Consider the following 13,896-nt stretch of genomic DNA (forward strand, 5'->3'; position numbering starts at 1 on the left):
CGTCCGCCCTTGCACCTTGCACCCCCCGGTCTCGCCGACGGGCAGGGTTGCAGCGCAGCGCTGCGCTCCAACCCAAGCCCATGAAAGGAAAAGACCATGAACACCATGACCCTGAACCATCACCAGCAGCCCGTTTCCGAGGGCTTCCGCGTGGACATTTCACGCGGCGAGAATATCGGCCGGGTTTCGTCGGAATGGTTCTCGCGCCCGGATGATGAACGCTATCTGTCGCTGACCGAGCTTTACGACGCCGTGAAGTCCCGTGCGGATCGCGCCAAGGCCCGCACCGTGGAGAGCCGCGCCGTGCGCGTGGAAGCCAGCCGCGACGACGCGGAACGGCTTTCGCTGATCGTTCCCGGACAGGAACAGCCCGTCGCCCCGACGCATTGGAGTTTCGGGCAGCTTTGCAGCCTTGTCGGCGCACCGGCCCGCTACTTGCGCGACCTTCCCGCACCGCTGGCGGGCATCAATCTGCAACATGGCCTTGTCAGCCATCGCGGCGAATTAGTGAAGACGCTGGAAACCGAGGACGGGCGCGTTGAGCTTCGCGCCGTCACCGGTCCGGATTATGGTCGCATCTGGGATCACGAGCTTGTCGCCGCCGTCATGAAGATCGCGGGCAATGGCGTCGGCGATACCATGTGGAAGGTGCCGGGTGTTCTGGATTGGGCGACCATGACGCACAATCCCTTTGTGGACGTGACCAAGGACACGACCACGCTTTACGCCAGCGACCGCGACGTTTTCCTGTTTCTGGTGGACGATACGCACCCCATTGAGGCCGGACGCCTGCCAAACGGCGACCCCGACCTTTATTTCCGGGGGTTCTATTGCTGGAACAGCGAAGTCGGATCGAAGACCCTCGGCATCGCCTCTTTCTATCTCCGGGCGGTATGCATGAACCGCAACCTTTGGGGCGTGGAAGGGTTTGAGGAAATCAGCATCCGGCACAGCAAGTTTGCCGCGCAGCGTTTCGCCCATGAAGCCGCCCCGGCTTTGACCAGCTTCGCCAATTCCAGCCCCGCGCCATTCGTGACAGGGATCAAGGCGGCGCGGGAGCGCATCGTCGCTCGCACCGATGAGGACCGTGAGAGCTTCCTGCGCAAGCGCGGGTTCAGCAAGGCCGAGACCGGCAAGATCATCGAAACCGTGTTGCAGGAGGAAGGCCGCCCGCCCGAAAGCATCTTCGATTTCGTGCAGGGCATGACGGCCCATGCCCGCAGCAAAGCGCATCAGGACAGTCGCCTTGAACTGGAGGCGAAGGCCAAGACCTTGCTGGAGAAGGCCGCCTAATCACTAAAGCCGCGCAGCCGGAAACCCGGTTGCGCGGCTTTCCGCTTTTCAGGCTTTCAGGGTTCAAGAAATTTCCGCCGATCCGGCGTCGCGGATCGGCGTTGCGGCCATGCCCGAAAACATGGCCGCGCTCGCGGGCTGCGCCCGGCTCGCAAGATCACGCAAACACTGTTAAGAAACAAATAACTAAGTAATATATCGAGTTAGCACTACCACTTATATCTATATTGAACCTACAGTCACTGCTTGAAATCTCCCAGGCTTCCAATCCGGGTCTGTCAACCACAGGCCGACATTGGGAGAGACGCCATGCTAAGCATCGACTGGCGTGCTCCGGCGGCTTACAAGCACACCAAAAATATACCCGCCGCCGGATTCGCCTGGGAGTATCTGCGTCGCAACGACGACTACCGAGAGGATTTCCGGCTTCTCGTCCGCGCGAAGCGCCCGGATGCGACCGAGCTGGAAGCCTTCGCCCGACGCTGGGGTTTGCGATTTCCCGCACGATCCCGACGCCGCGCCTGACCGCGACCCGCTATTCTGGTCGCCCCGGTTTCAGCCGCAAGCCGTCAAACTGGTGCCGACCGAGCCGGATGAGACGGCAAGCCAGCCGACCGTCGTTCTCGCCCATCTCGACGGCCTCGACCTGCGCCGCGCCGCCGATGGCTGGCACGGCATCTGGCAGGCGGATGGCGTCGAACACCAATTCTGGTTATCCGAATCCGTGCCGGATGCGGCAGCCTTCTACGCCGTCGAACTGCCTCTGGACGACTTCATGGAGCTTCGCGCCCATGCGGCGCGGCGTTTCTGGCGGTCCATCAAGGGCCGAACGCCCGGCTCCGACTTCCGCAACATGCCCGCCCAGCTCCGGCAATGGCATATCCTGTCCCTGCGCGCGCTCGATGCCCGGTTGCGCGGCGAGAGCTATCGGACCATTGCCGAAGTCCTGCTTGGCTTCCGGGGCACAAAGGAAGATTTCGAGAGCGACCCGAGCAAGAACAAGGCGCGTCGCCTCGTCGCCCACGGCATCAGGATGATGCGCGGCGGCTACCGGCTCCTGCTGCACTATCCGATCAAACTCGATCCGTAGTCGCGCCGAAGACTCACCGTCATCTATGGATGGTCTCACGCTTTGTTGGCCGCGGCCTGTTCCAGTATCCGCTTGTAACCCTCACGCGAAAGCCATTGCGCGCGTTCGAGGTGGCTTTGCCAACATCGGCGTGTCCTGAACTCGTCGCCGACCGGATCGCGGTGCAACACGATCTCGGCCACTTCCTTCCAGTCCGCGCCTTCCGCCTTCGCGTCGAGCAGCCGCAAATAGGTCACGAAATGCCGTTCGTCATAGGGTGTGATGTCGTTTCCCGCTGGCGCTTCATCGTCCACATCGGGATCGAGTTCGACGGGCGTTCGCATCGTCGTTCCCCTTCTACCCGGAAGAGCCGTGGCTTGCGGTGCGCCCCCGCAATTGGCCCATCTGACCTGGTGATCGGGGAGTTAGTAACCGTCACGAAACGGCCCCGTGGCCTTTAGGCGGGCAGCCCTGGACATGCGCCACGGGCTCCCCGACCATAAGGTCAAGGAGTGTGGTGCCGTCATGGCCAGCACCAGCCATTCGTGAGGGGTTACTAAGCCCCAGAGCAGCGCGTCTGCTCCGCGTTCAGTCTTACCCGACCCGCACGGGATTGTCTTCGCCGAATTGGCCCGGCCCCCGCTGTCACGCTGAATCTCTCCATCTTTTCAGCCTGATCCCGTCCCGGAGGGGGGTGCCGCCAGCGCGCGTGCGCAAATGCGGCACGCTACAGGCCGCCGGTCCCTCGCCATGGTTCGCCATAGCGCGCCGCCGTCATCGGCAGCGCCATCCACTGACGAACCGGAGGTTATCCATGGCGAACCGCCGCAATGCGGACCTACCACCGCGCCTTCTGCGCACAAAGGAAGCCGCACGCTTCCTCGGCATTTCGATCCGCACCCTTGAAAAGCACCGCACCTACGGAACCGGCCCACTCTATCGAAAGATCGGCGGCCGTGTCCTCTATACCCTGCACGATCTGGAAGACTGGAGCGCCATCGGCACGCGCAAATCCACCAGCGACACAAGCGCCGGCACCGTCTTCGCCGCGCGCCCGCTCACCCCCGAAGAGCGGGACGAGTGCTGAATGTTGCGCGCCGACGATGACAGCCCCGCGCAGCCGACCGACACCAGCGAGCGCAGCCGCCTCGACCCCTTTGTGGTCGCGACCGGCGACGCTGCCCCGCGCGACCAGCGTGATCTGATGGAACGGCCGTTCTTCTCGCTGGCGAAGCGCCCACGCACAAAACCGATCCTCTATCAAACCGCCGATGTCGAGGTGCAGGTGTTCGCCATGCCCGAGCACGGCATGGCGACAATCTGGGATGCCGATGTGCTGATCTGGGCCGCAAGCCAGATCGTCGCGGCCGAGAACAATGGGTTCACCACGTCGCGCTTCTTCCGCTTCATGCCCTACCAGCTCCTGCGCGCCGTGGGGCGGGCCACCGGCAACCGGGATTACCTGTTGCTCAAGGCCGCGCTCGCCCGTCTGCAATCGACCGTCATCGCTACGACGATCCGAAACGGGAAGCATTGGCGGCGGCGGCAATTCTCATGGATCAACGAATGGGAAGAGATGACCACGCGCGCCGGCCGCGTCGAGGGCATGGAATTTGTTCTGCCCGAATGGTTCTACAACAGCGTCATCGACCGTTCGCTGGTGCTGACCATCGACCCTGCCTATTTCCGGCTGACCGGCGGCATTGAGCGTTGGCTCTATCGCGTCGCTCGCAAGCACGCCGGCCGCCAGTCCGAGGGCTGGGCGTTCGAGGTTTCCCACCTTCACCGGAAATCCGGCAGTTCGGCCCGGCCGTCCGATTTCGCGCTCGACCTGCGCCGGATCGCGGCCCGTCAGTCGCTGCCCGGCTACGGCCTTCAGATCGAGTGGGAGGACGGTCGCGAATTGCTGCGCTTCGTCCCTGAAAATCTATCCACAGTGCCTGTGGAAACCCCTGTGAATCCTATCGGGACATTAGGCGCACGGACTATCGGGACATTAGGCGCAAATCGCGCGCCGGACTCTATAGAAGAATCTAACAATAAAACTAACTCTTCTTCTTTGACGCGCGCGCACGCAACCCATGGTGCCGGTGCCAGGTCTCTCGGATCGGGGCGAGGTGCGCCATGATCGTGGCCTTCCTCAATCAGAAGGGCGGCGTCGGCAAGACCACGCTGGCGCTGCATCTCGCCGGAGCCTGGGCCGCGCAAGGACGGCGCGTCATCCTGATCGACGCCGACCCGCAAGGCTCCGCGCTCGACTGGTCTGAGCGGCGCAGCCATGAAGGGCTGCCGAGGCTGTTCAGCACCATCGGCCTGGCCCGTGACACGCTGCACCGGGAAGCCCCGGAACTGGCCCGCAACGCCGACATGATCGTCATCGACGGGCCGCCGCGTGTCGCCGGTCTCATGCGCTCGGCACTGCTCGCCGCCGACCTGGTGCTGATCCCGGTGCAGCCATCGCCCTTCGATGGCTGGGCCTCGGCCGAGATGCTGGCGCTTCTGAATGAAGCTCGCATCTACCAGCCCGAACTGGCCGCCCGTTTCGTCCTCAACCGCTGCGGCGCGCGCACCATCATCGCCCGCGAGACGGCCGAGACGCTGGCCGATCACGATCCGCCATTGCTCGCAGCCACCATCGGCCAGCGCGTCGTCTTCGCCGACGCCGCGCAGTCCGGCCGGCTTGCGTCCGAGATCGACGCCGACAGCCCCGCCGCGCGCGAGATCATGGCGCTGGCCGCCGAGATCGACCGGCTGCACATCGGGGGGACCACGCCATGACCGAGCGGACCCGCAAACCCGGTTTCGCGTCCCGGCCGGTCAATCCCGAAAGCTGGATCAAAGCGGCCGAAACGCCGCCGGGTGGCAAGCCCGCCGGCGAGGCGTTCACCGCCCGCCTGACCATCGACATCACGCCCGAGCTGCGCGGCCGCATCAAGGTCGCCGCCTTCCGGCGTGGGATCACCGTCACCGACATGCTGCGCGACCTACTGGCGCGCGAATTTCCAGCCTCCGAGGGAGATCAACCATGACCGGCAATGAGGCCCACCGCTTGCACGGCCGTCCGCTGACGGACGGATCCGCGCCTTTCACCACCTTGGTCGAACTGACCTTCCAGAAGCGCAAGGTCGAGCACTGGATACGTTTCGGCCGCAAGAGCTACGAACAGATCCTCGACCGCCGCCGCAGCATCGCCGGCTTCGCGCCGGGCAGCATCTTCGCCTTCATCCGATGGGCCTCCGGCGAACATGGCACGATGATTTCCCGCATCGACATCCTGCGCGCAGTTCATGGCGGCGAACCGTTCCAGACGCTGCCCTTCGTCCGCCCCGGCGGAGAAATCCTGCTGCGTCTCGACGGCTGGCCGAAGGTGCAGCGCGCCTTGCAGGCCATCGACGCCGTGGAAGCGCTCGGCCTCGACCCCGCCGACATATCCCCGGAGCACTGGCGGCACGTCCACAACCGTCTGATTGCCGGTCTGGAGCCACACGCCTATACGCCCGAGCGGCACTCCGCCTGGCTTGGTCGCCAGAGGATCGACCCATGACGCGCCGCCGTATCCTGGCGGTGACGGCGTTGGCCGTCACGGGCATCGCAGCCGCCAGCGTCGCCGATCTTCCGACGAAACTGATCTGGAACGCCACCGCCAGCGCGCCCATCGGCTTCTACACGGTCGGGCCGACCGACGCGCTCGACGTGCCGGAGCTGGTCGCCGTCATGCCGCCCGAACCGCTGGAGCGATTCATGGTCGAACGCGGCTATGTCGGGCGCGGCGTGCCGCTCCTGAAGCGCGTCCTCGGACTGCCGGGACAGCGGGTTTGCCGTTTGCGATCCACGATCACGGTGGACGGGATCGAGATGGGCGAGGCGCTCGACCGCGACCGGATCGGCCGCGATCTGCCTGTCTGGCAGGGCTGCCGCGTCGTCCGCGACGGCGAACTCTTCCTGATGAATTGGGACGTCCGAGACAGCCTGGACGGCCGTTATTTCGGACCCATCCCCGCAAGTTCCGTCATCGGCCGGGCGGTCCCGCTCTGGACCGATGAGGACGGCGACGGCCGCTACGAATGGCGCGGCCAAACCAGCGCAATGGCGCAATGACTGCTTCCCCATCGGCGGGAGCGGTGCCCGCCGATGGTTTCCCAACCTCACCGCCAAGGAGACTGTCATGCCCCAGATTGGTGAATTTGCGCGCGACGAGGCCGGCTTCATCGGACACCTCGGGACGCTCTTGCTGCATCAGGACATCATCATCGTCGCGGCAGAGCCGTCCGACGCGGAGAACGCACCGGATTATCGCGTTCACCTATTCGACGGCATGAGCAACGAAACCGGCCCGGAGGTCGGCGCGGCCTGGAAACGCACCGGCGAGAAGGCCGGCGAATATCTTTCCGTGCTGCTGGACGATCCCACATTCCCGCATCCGATCCGCGCCAACCTGTTCTGCGACGGCGACGCGGGCGCGTCGTGGTCGCTGCACTGGAGCCGCCCGAAGCCGCGCGACGAGCGAGACTAAGGCCATGCGATCCCGCGTCATCCCCGCGCTCAAAACCCTCATCCCGTTGTTCGCGGAAAAGCCGTCTCATCCCGTCGTCCCGCTCAGGCGCAAGACGGCCGGCGCGCGCAGCGAAGGTCAAGGGTGGCCATCGGCCGGCGCTTGCGCCTTGCCCTTGACCGCAGCGAGCACGCTGGCAGGCTGGGCTCAAAGCGGAGACAGGGCGGCATGGCGTTATGTCATTCTGCTGACCGCCGCCATGCTGTCGCTCGGCGCGGGATCGACAATGGCCGTTGCGCAATCGACGCCGATGGTCCGAACCGCCGCCGCCCATCCTCATGCCGCTTACATTGCCGAGGCGTCGCAGCGTTTCGGCATCCCCGAGCACTGGATTGTCGCCGTGCTGCGCACTGAGAGCGCGGGCGATGTGCGTGCGGTGTCATCGGCCGGCGCGATGGGGTTGATGCAGGTCATGCCCGACACCTGGGCGGGCCTGCGCGTCCGTCATCGGCTCGGCCGCGATCCCTACGACCCGCGCGATAACATCCTCGCAGGCACAGCCTATCTGCGCGAGATGTTCGACCGCTACGGCAATGTCGCGGCGATGCTGGCGGCCTACAATGCCGGTCCCGGTCGCTACGACGAATACCTTGCGACCGGCCGCGCAATACCACCGGAGACCCGCGCCTATGTCGCTGCGCTCGCGCCGGTCCTCGGCGGCGAGACTTCTCCCGATGCAGCGCCGCCACCGCCCGACTGGCGCGAAGCCCCGCTCTTCGTCACGCGCCCAACCGACACGCGGACTGCCGCCGCGCCGCCATCCGGGGCGCAATCCGGCGATGGCCGCGCAACCGTTCCGGTGCGCGATCCTGCCGATGCGGGGCCGGAAACCGGCAGCATTTTCGTGCCTCGCGCCGACGACGAGGGAACGCCATGAGGACGGCGATCCGGCGCACGGCGCGATCCATTCCGGTGTCCAGTCAGGCAGGTTTGCGCCTGGCCGGAATCTCGGCGGGAAAGGCGAAAAGGGCGGTAAGAAGGGAGGGCAAGATTGAAGAACATGGCACCATGTCGGGCCAGTTCTGGAAATTCTTGTTGTCTGCACACTGTTTAGCGGGCGCATTCGCGGCACGCCATTTTCCGGCCCCGCGTGCCGCGAGGTTGCGCAACGCCTTGGCATTGCTGGATTTTGACCGGCACCATGGGCGGAAATCGCCCTGTTTTCGGGATTTTCGACAGCAGACACAGCGATGAGCGCCGACGACGAGAACCGCTTCCGGCCCAAGCCCGGCCGTATCCGCTCCGATGCGCCACGCGTAGGCAAGACCAAGAGTTTTTTGACGCAAGCCAAGAAGATCGCCCGGCAGCAGCGCCGCACCTCGCCCCGCGTCGGTTTCGGAACGGCGGCATTCACCCCAGCAACACCAGCCGGTTCCCATGTAGTCCTGTCAAGCGGCAAGGGCGTGAAGCGCGGGCGCGGCGCGGTCTTCGTCCGCACCCGCAACCTCGGCGGCGGCTGGAATCACCGGCAGCCGGGCGCGCGCCGCGTGATGGTTCAGCAGCGCTATATCCTCCACCCCGGAAAGGGCCGGAAGGCGCAATCCCATCTGCGCTATATCCAGCGCGACGGCACCTCGCGCGACGGAGAGCGCGGTCAGTTATATTCTGCCGCCGATGATCGCACCGATGGCGATGCTTTCCTTGAACGCGGCCAGGACGACCGCCACCAGTTCCGGTTCATCATCTCGCCCGAGGACGGGGCGGAGCTGTCCGACCTTACGGCCTATACCCGCGACCTCATGAGCCGGATGGAATCCGACCTCGGCACCGGGCTCGATTGGGTCGCTGTCAATCACTACAACACCGGCCATCCGCATGTGCATGTCATCGTCCGGGGCAAGGACGAGCTGGGCGAGGATCTGGTCATCAACGGCGACTACATCGTTCATGGTATCCGCGAGCGGGCCAGCGAGTTGGCGACGCTGGAACTCGGCCATGCCAGCGAGATCGAGCAAACTCGCAAGCTCACCGCCGAGATTGACCAGGATCGTTTCACCCGGATCGACCGGGCGATGGTCGAGGAAGCCGATGGGCGGTTCCTCGACCTGCGCCATGAACCGGGAGAGCCGAAGCGGCAATTCGAGCGCACGCTTCGCCTGCGCCGGCTGTCCAAGCTGGGGCGGATGGGCCTCGCTACCGAACACGCCCCCGGTGTCTGGGAATTGAACGAGCGGCTGGAACCGACCCTGCGCGAGCTTGGCGAACGTGGCGACATCATCCGCACCATGCAAAGATCGCTCGCCGCCGATGGGCTTGAGCGCGATCCCATGACCTTCCGCATCCATGAGGGCGCACCCGCTGCACCCGTCACCGGCCGCGTCCTCGACAAATATCTCGCCAACGAGCTGGGCGACAATCTCACCGTCGTCGTGGACGGAATCGACGGGCGCACGCACCACATCGCCAATATGGACCCCATGCAGTTGGAGGATGCCCGGATCGGCGGCGTCATCGAGATCGGCCGCGCCGAGGCAGCGGCCCGGCCGTCCGACCGCACCATTGCCGCCATCACCGAGGACGGCATCTATCGGCCGAGCCGTCATCTGGAGCAGGCAAAGTTCGAGGGCCGCGTTCCGGGCGGCGACTATGAGGGTTATGTCGATGCCCATGTGCGCCGGCTGGAGGCATTGCGCCGGGCCGGGATCGCGGAGCGGATCGACGGCGACCAATGGCGCATCCCCGAGGATTTCGAGAGCCGTGCCGCCGCCTACGACGCCCGCCGCACCCGGCAGGCCGGCGTTCGCGTCCTGTCGGCCTTCGATCTGGAAAATCAGATCGGCGCGGACGGCGCGACCTGGCTCGACAGGCGGCTGCTATCCGCCGACGCATCGGATCTCGCCCCGGCAGGTTTCGGGCAGCAAGTCCGCGAGGCGATGGATCAGCGTCGCGAGCATCATATCGAACAGCGCGACGCCACGCGCGGCAGGGACGGTCGAATCTTCTATCGGCGCAATCTTCTTACCACGCTGCGCGAGCGCGAGGTTGCCCGCGTTGGTGCTGAGATCGCCCAAAATAAGGCGCTACCATTCCGTGCCGCCACTGACGGCGAGAACGCGAGCGGCAAGTTCACCGGCACCGTGCAGCTATCGAGTGGCAAGTTCGCCGTGGTGGAAAAGAGCCATGAGTTCACCCTTGTCCCGTGGCGGCCGGTGATCGACCGCCAGCTCGGCCGAGAGGTCATGGGCGTCGTGCAGGGCGGTTCGGTATCATGGCAATTGGGAAGGCAAAAGGGTCTCGCTCTTTAGGCTTCGCGATCGCTCGCGCAAACGAAGTACATTGAACGTAGGTTGACATCGTCAACCTCATTTGATTATAGGTTGACAGCGTCAACCAAGGAGTTTTGATATGCCAACTGCTGTCATCACCGGGGGTCACAGCGGCATCGGTTATTCCTGTGCTCGCCATCTCGCCTCGCACTACAAATGGGACCTGGTCCTGGCGGGGCGCAGCCCCGAAAAAATGAACAAGGCCGCAGAAGAACTGAGACAGGAAGCGGGCATCAACGTCACAACGCTTGCGCTCGATACATCGTCGCTAGCATCAGTCCGGGCAGCAGCGGCACAGTGCATCACCATCCTGGGCAATGGTAAACTGGCCTCTCTAGATGCGCTGCTTTGCAATGCCGGCGGGCGTTTCGATGGCCCCGTGTCGTATTCAGATGATGGATATGAGGTGACATTCGCCAGCAACTGCCTCGGTCACTTCCTGCTTACTTGCCTGCTCGCCGATCACATGGTTCCCACGGGGCGCATCGTCTTCACCGCCAGCGGGACCCATGATCCTGATACAATCGATGGGAAGCTGGTCGGCGCTGTCGTTGAACCCGATGCTGATGTACTCGCAAACACGGGTAAGGATGGCTCAAAATCCATATCGGCGGGAAAACGATACTCAACTTCCAAGCTATGCAACGTTCTCAATGCGTATGAACTGCACCGTCGCCTGCGAAAATCCGGTTCATCCACGGTCGCCCTGGCCTTCGACCCGGGCAGCATCCCCGACACCGAATTTCTTCGAACCCTGCCCACACCAGTTCAGTGGCTGGCGAAGACGGCATTTATGACATGGTTTTCCCGTCGTCTGGGGGTCACCATGGGATCGGTCGGCTTTTCCGGCGCCTCGCTCGCCCGCCTTGCTGCTGATCCCGGCTATGCAAACGGTTCCGGTAAATATTTCCAATCTAACGGCGGAAAACTGATTGAGACGCGGTCCTCCACTATGTCGTATGACAAAGACCGAGCCACGAAGTTCTGGAACCAGATGGAAGTCCTGGCTCGACTACAGCCGGAGGAAGCGCGCTTATAGTCATGACCACTGACAAGAGGCTGATTGACGCCGCCGCCAAACTGCTCGATGCCGGTGGGGAGGAGGCTGTGACGCTGCGCGCTGTCGGCCACACTGCTGGCCTGTCACACAATGCGCCTTATAAACACTTCGAAAACCGGAGCGCCTTGCTCGCCGCTGTCGCAACCGTCTCGTTCGCAGATTTAGCTGAGGCGATGGCTCCCATTCGCCAATCGCCTCGAGCGCCGCTCGAAAAATTGATGGCTACCCTCGACCTCCTCATGGACTACGGCCGCGAGCGTCCAGCGAGATACAGGCTCCTCTTCAACAATCCCGAAACAGCGGCCGCCGGCGGTGAACTCAAGATTAAGGCGCTTGAGACTTTCAACCACTTCCGGTCGATCGTGCAGGAATGCCAACAAGGCAACGATCTGCCCGACGCGCCCAGCGAAACCTTAGCCAGTCTAATCTTCGCCACCGCTCACGGCCTTCTGACAATAGAAGGAAACGGCCAGTTGCACCCGGAAAAAGGCCTTTCCAGCGTAAAGGCGAGCATGGAAACCCTGCTCGCTCTCCTTGCGCCCTCTCAAAAATGATAGAAATAAAGTATCCCGCCGGCGTGTGCCGCAGCGCCGCCTTAGGTCTGGCCGCAAGATCCCATTTCATCGGATGACATCGAGGCGTTCGCGGCGAATTCTGCCTCTTCCTCTATTTCCTCCACGGTCTCGTGGCTTCGGCCGAGGAAGAAGAAGACGATGAGAGCCGTCAGTATCGTGATCCCGCTTAGCAACCAGAGAAGGGTGGAGAACCCGTCGCTAAATTCATGCATGAGAGCCGTTTTGTCTACTGTTGGCACGAGCATCGCCGCCTCCGAAAGGTCCCCGGTGACGAGCCGCTGGGCCACTGCGTCCGCATGATCGCCGGCAACCGCCCCGAGATTGGCACTGGTAAATGCGGAAAGCACCGCTGTCACCACTGCAAGCAACACGCCCTCGCCAGCCACGCGCGAAGTACTGAATATGCCCGTCGCCATGCCGGCACGTTCTTTCGGTACGACACTAACGGCCAGTCCGTCCATAAGTCCCCAAGGAAGACTGATACCGACGCCGATGACAATCAGCGGGCCGATCAAGGTGGCGGGTTCGGTGCCAACGGGCACTTCACCAAGCCAGACGAGCCCAACCGCTGAGATCGCAAGCCCTCCGGCGCAGATCGTGGCCGGGGCGAACCAATGGGTCAGTAGGCCAGCAGCGACCGGAAGCACGAGCAATGGCGCAGAAAGTGCCACCATGATTTGCCCGGCGGAGATTTCGTCCATGCCTTCCATGCCTATGAAACGTGTAGGTAGAAGAACCAGTAACGGCACAAAGGCATACGACGGCGCTATTGCCAGAAGCTGTGCCCCGACGAAACGCGGGAAGCGAAACAGCGTCAGGTCGAGCATGGGCCGGGCGACTGTCTTCTCGACCAACCAGAAAGCCGCAAAAAGCAGAACAGAGGCCAACAACAGCACGACGACGACCGGATCTTGCCAACCGCTTTCCGGCGCTTGCAGAACGCCTGCGGTCAGCGCAGTCAATGCCAAGGTGAAGGCGATAGCTCCTTTCCAGTCGAGACCGGATGCGGTGGGATCGCGGGACTCTCGCATGAAAATCGCTGCAAGGATGATTCCGACTAAAGACAGCACGGCAAGCAGCGCAAAAATTGCAGGCCAACCAAACGTGGAAATTAGCCATCCGGCAGCGACCGGTCCGAAGGCGAGTCCGATACCGAAATTCGCACCGACTATGCTGAACGCGCGCAGCCGCGCAGTCCCGTCGAATTCCTGAGCTAGTGCCGCCATGCCGCCGGAGAAGGCGGCAGCGGCTGCGAGCCCCTGCAGCGCTCGAAGCACATCGAACCAGATGATGTCTCCAACGAAAACAAGGCCGATCGAAAGCAGACTGAAGGCCGCGAGGCCGGCAAGAAACGTCATCTTTCGTCCGTAGCTGTCGGCGAGCGCACCGGCTGCCATAAGCGTACTGCCGAAAATCAGCAGAAATGCATTGATTGCCCAGTTGAGCTGGATGGGGCTACCGCCAAGTGTTCGGCTAATGGCGGGCAGCCCGACGGCAATGCCGGTAAAAGCAAGCGGCGCCGTTAAGGCCGCACAACAGACGGCAACCAGAACGAGCATTCGGCCTGCCGCCGGAACGGCGCGATTGTGATCTTGCATGTCAGTGACTCTATTATGCTGAACTATAGGCTGAATTCGCGAGCATGGCTCAATCTGAACGGCGCGCCGCGGCAACGGCTGCTGTATTTTCGTACATCTGCCCGCTGACGATCTTTCCATTGCGCATTTCGAACCGGACAAGAAAATCGCTATCGGCGATCCTCGCGGTCTCTCGGTGCCGCAAACGGAAGTGACCTTCGACGAAGACTTGGCCGCCGGTATCGGTAACGCGCGTGGTCTCGTATGCGAGAATCTCGTACTCGGAGAAGAGATGCGTCGTCAGACGTTGATAACCCTCGCGCCCCTTGTGTTCGTAGCCCGCCCAAGGGATGACGGCGCGTAGTTCGTCATTGCAGACGCAGGAAACCGCGAAGCGGAAATCCGGGTGTATGTAGTCACCGAAAGCCTCGTCCAGGTCACCTCCGCTTTGTGCGGCGAAGAAGCCCTTTACGGCAGCGGCGTTCTGCATGGCGGAATCAACTG

General features: G+C 63.3%; 17 protein-coding genes and 1 pseudogene. 15 read left to right on the plus strand and 3 right to left on the minus strand.

Annotated features, from left to right (window positions below; genetic code table 11):
- The first annotated feature begins 96 nt into the window (after positions 1-96).
- From IEV58_RS17505 to IEV58_RS17515, 3 genes are all read left to right on the plus strand, one after another.
- Positions 97-1,293, plus strand: coding sequence for a DUF932 domain-containing protein (locus IEV58_RS17505; RefSeq protein ID WP_188411123.1), 1,197 nt, complete (start codon positions 97-99; stop codon positions 1,291-1,293).
- 309 nt (positions 1,294-1,602) lie between these two features.
- On the plus strand, positions 1,603-1,818 hold the full coding sequence (locus IEV58_RS17510) for a transcriptional regulator domain-containing protein (protein WP_188411124.1): 216 nt from the start codon (positions 1,603-1,605) through the stop codon (positions 1,816-1,818).
- Between the two features lie 52 nt (positions 1,819-1,870).
- A complete protein-coding gene (locus IEV58_RS17515) occupies positions 1,871-2,383 on the plus strand; it encodes a DUF2285 domain-containing protein (RefSeq protein ID WP_229729570.1) in 513 nt (170 codons plus the stop codon).
- Positions 2,384-2,418: 35 nt separating this feature from the next.
- Here IEV58_RS17515 and IEV58_RS17520 read toward each other — a convergent pair.
- Positions 2,419-2,709, minus strand: a pseudogene (locus IEV58_RS17520) (DNA -binding domain-containing protein); the annotation flags it as partial.
- Between the two features lie 467 nt (positions 2,710-3,176).
- Here IEV58_RS17520 and IEV58_RS17525 point away from each other — a divergent pair.
- From IEV58_RS17525 to IEV58_RS18295, 12 genes are all read left to right on the plus strand, one after another.
- Positions 3,177-3,449 (plus strand): helix-turn-helix transcriptional regulator, encoded by a 273-nt coding sequence (locus IEV58_RS17525; protein WP_188411127.1) that lies wholly within the window; start codon positions 3,177-3,179, stop codon positions 3,447-3,449.
- On the plus strand, positions 3,450-4,490 hold the full coding sequence (locus tag IEV58_RS17530) for a replication initiator protein A (protein WP_188411128.1): 1,041 nt from the start codon (positions 3,450-3,452) through the stop codon (positions 4,488-4,490). It begins immediately after the preceding gene.
- Complete coding sequence (gene parA, locus IEV58_RS17535; RefSeq protein ID WP_188411129.1) at positions 4,487-5,140, plus strand: ParA family partition ATPase; 654 nt, start codon at positions 4,487-4,489, stop codon at positions 5,138-5,140. Before IEV58_RS17530 ends, parA begins: the two co-directional genes overlap by 4 nt.
- Positions 5,137-5,391: a hypothetical protein gene (locus IEV58_RS17540; RefSeq protein WP_188411130.1), complete on the plus strand. Its 255-nt coding sequence runs from the start codon at positions 5,137-5,139 to the stop codon at positions 5,389-5,391. Before parA ends, IEV58_RS17540 begins: the two co-directional genes overlap by 4 nt.
- Positions 5,388-5,906 (plus strand): DUF2840 domain-containing protein, encoded by a 519-nt coding sequence (locus tag IEV58_RS17545; RefSeq protein ID WP_188411131.1) that lies wholly within the window; start codon positions 5,388-5,390, stop codon positions 5,904-5,906. The genes IEV58_RS17540 and IEV58_RS17545 overlap by 4 nt, the downstream gene beginning before the upstream one ends.
- On the plus strand, positions 5,903-6,460 hold the full coding sequence (locus tag IEV58_RS17550; protein ID WP_188411132.1) for a S26 family signal peptidase: 558 nt from the start codon (positions 5,903-5,905) through the stop codon (positions 6,458-6,460). The genes IEV58_RS17545 and IEV58_RS17550 overlap by 4 nt, the downstream gene beginning before the upstream one ends.
- Before the next feature lie 67 nt (positions 6,461-6,527).
- Positions 6,528-6,875, plus strand: a complete 348-nt coding sequence (locus IEV58_RS17555) for a DUF736 domain-containing protein (protein ID WP_188411133.1) — start codon at positions 6,528-6,530, stop codon at positions 6,873-6,875.
- 4 nt (positions 6,876-6,879) lie between these two features.
- The gene (locus tag IEV58_RS17560; protein ID WP_188411134.1) at positions 6,880-7,791 is read left to right on the plus strand and encodes a lytic transglycosylase domain-containing protein; all 912 of its coding nucleotides are present in this window, start codon (positions 6,880-6,882) and stop codon (positions 7,789-7,791) included.
- Complete coding sequence (locus tag IEV58_RS17565; protein ID WP_188411135.1) at positions 7,788-8,108, plus strand: hypothetical protein; 321 nt, start codon at positions 7,788-7,790, stop codon at positions 8,106-8,108. Before IEV58_RS17560 ends, IEV58_RS17565 begins: the two co-directional genes overlap by 4 nt.
- A 554-nt stretch (positions 8,109-8,662) precedes the next feature.
- Positions 8,663-10,159, plus strand: coding sequence for a DUF3363 domain-containing protein (locus tag IEV58_RS17570; RefSeq protein WP_503826561.1), 1,497 nt, complete (start codon positions 8,663-8,665; stop codon positions 10,157-10,159).
- Positions 10,160-10,259: 100 nt separating this feature from the next.
- Positions 10,260-11,219 (plus strand): SDR family NAD(P)-dependent oxidoreductase, encoded by a 960-nt coding sequence (locus tag IEV58_RS17575; protein ID WP_188411136.1) that lies wholly within the window; start codon positions 10,260-10,262, stop codon positions 11,217-11,219.
- Positions 11,220-11,221: 2 nt separating this feature from the next.
- Complete coding sequence (locus IEV58_RS18295) at positions 11,222-11,794, plus strand: TetR/AcrR family transcriptional regulator (RefSeq protein WP_229729571.1); 573 nt, start codon at positions 11,222-11,224, stop codon at positions 11,792-11,794.
- Positions 11,795-11,835: 41 nt separating this feature from the next.
- Here the strand turns inward: IEV58_RS18295 and IEV58_RS17585 are convergent, their stop codons facing one another.
- Complete coding sequence (locus IEV58_RS17585; RefSeq protein WP_188411137.1) at positions 11,836-13,374, minus strand: MFS transporter; 1,539 nt, start codon at positions 13,372-13,374, stop codon at positions 11,836-11,838.
- Positions 13,375-13,462: 88 nt separating this feature from the next.
- Complete coding sequence (locus IEV58_RS17590; protein WP_188411190.1) at positions 13,463-13,882, minus strand: nuclear transport factor 2 family protein; 420 nt, start codon at positions 13,880-13,882, stop codon at positions 13,463-13,465.
- Positions 13,883-13,896: the final 14 nt, after the last annotated feature.

It is taken from the genome of Agaricicola taiwanensis (assembly GCF_014635245.1).
In the GTDB taxonomy this organism is placed as follows: Bacteria; Pseudomonadota; Alphaproteobacteria; order Rhizobiales; family Methylopilaceae; genus Agaricicola; species Agaricicola taiwanensis.

Excerpts from the sequence above, each read along its gene's own strand:
- IEV58_RS17575 (WP_188411136.1), top strand. The coding sequence starts at position 10,260 with ATGCCAACTGCTGTCATCACCGGGGGTCACAGCGGCATCGGTTATTCC.
- IEV58_RS17505 (WP_188411123.1), top strand. The coding sequence starts at position 97 with ATGAACACCATGACCCTGAACCATCACCAGCAGCCCGTTTCCGAGGGC.
- IEV58_RS17590 (WP_188411190.1), bottom strand. The coding sequence starts at position 13,882 with ATGCAGAACGCCGCTGCCGTAAAGGGCTTCTTCGCCGCACAAAGCGGA.
- IEV58_RS17560 (WP_188411134.1), top strand. The coding sequence starts at position 6,880 with ATGCGATCCCGCGTCATCCCCGCGCTCAAAACCCTCATCCCGTTGTTC.
- IEV58_RS17530 (WP_188411128.1), top strand. The coding sequence starts at position 3,450 with ATGTTGCGCGCCGACGATGACAGCCCCGCGCAGCCGACCGACACCAGC.
- IEV58_RS17555 (WP_188411133.1), top strand. The coding sequence starts at position 6,528 with ATGCCCCAGATTGGTGAATTTGCGCGCGACGAGGCCGGCTTCATCGGA.
- IEV58_RS17550 (WP_188411132.1), top strand. The coding sequence starts at position 5,903 with ATGACGCGCCGCCGTATCCTGGCGGTGACGGCGTTGGCCGTCACGGGC.
- IEV58_RS17525 (WP_188411127.1), top strand. The coding sequence starts at position 3,177 with ATGGCGAACCGCCGCAATGCGGACCTACCACCGCGCCTTCTGCGCACA.
- IEV58_RS18295 (WP_229729571.1), top strand. The coding sequence starts at position 11,222 with ATGACCACTGACAAGAGGCTGATTGACGCCGCCGCCAAACTGCTCGAT.
- IEV58_RS17585 (WP_188411137.1), bottom strand. The coding sequence starts at position 13,374 with ATGCTCGTTCTGGTTGCCGTCTGTTGTGCGGCCTTAACGGCGCCGCTT.
- IEV58_RS17510 (WP_188411124.1), top strand. The coding sequence starts at position 1,603 with ATGCTAAGCATCGACTGGCGTGCTCCGGCGGCTTACAAGCACACCAAA.
- IEV58_RS17565 (WP_188411135.1), top strand. The coding sequence starts at position 7,788 with ATGAGGACGGCGATCCGGCGCACGGCGCGATCCATTCCGGTGTCCAGT.
- IEV58_RS17540 (WP_188411130.1), top strand. The coding sequence starts at position 5,137 with ATGACCGAGCGGACCCGCAAACCCGGTTTCGCGTCCCGGCCGGTCAAT.
- IEV58_RS17545 (WP_188411131.1), top strand. The coding sequence starts at position 5,388 with ATGACCGGCAATGAGGCCCACCGCTTGCACGGCCGTCCGCTGACGGAC.
- parA (WP_188411129.1), top strand. The coding sequence starts at position 4,487 with ATGATCGTGGCCTTCCTCAATCAGAAGGGCGGCGTCGGCAAGACCACG.
- IEV58_RS17570 (WP_503826561.1), top strand. The coding sequence starts at position 8,663 with ATGGAATCCGACCTCGGCACCGGGCTCGATTGGGTCGCTGTCAATCAC.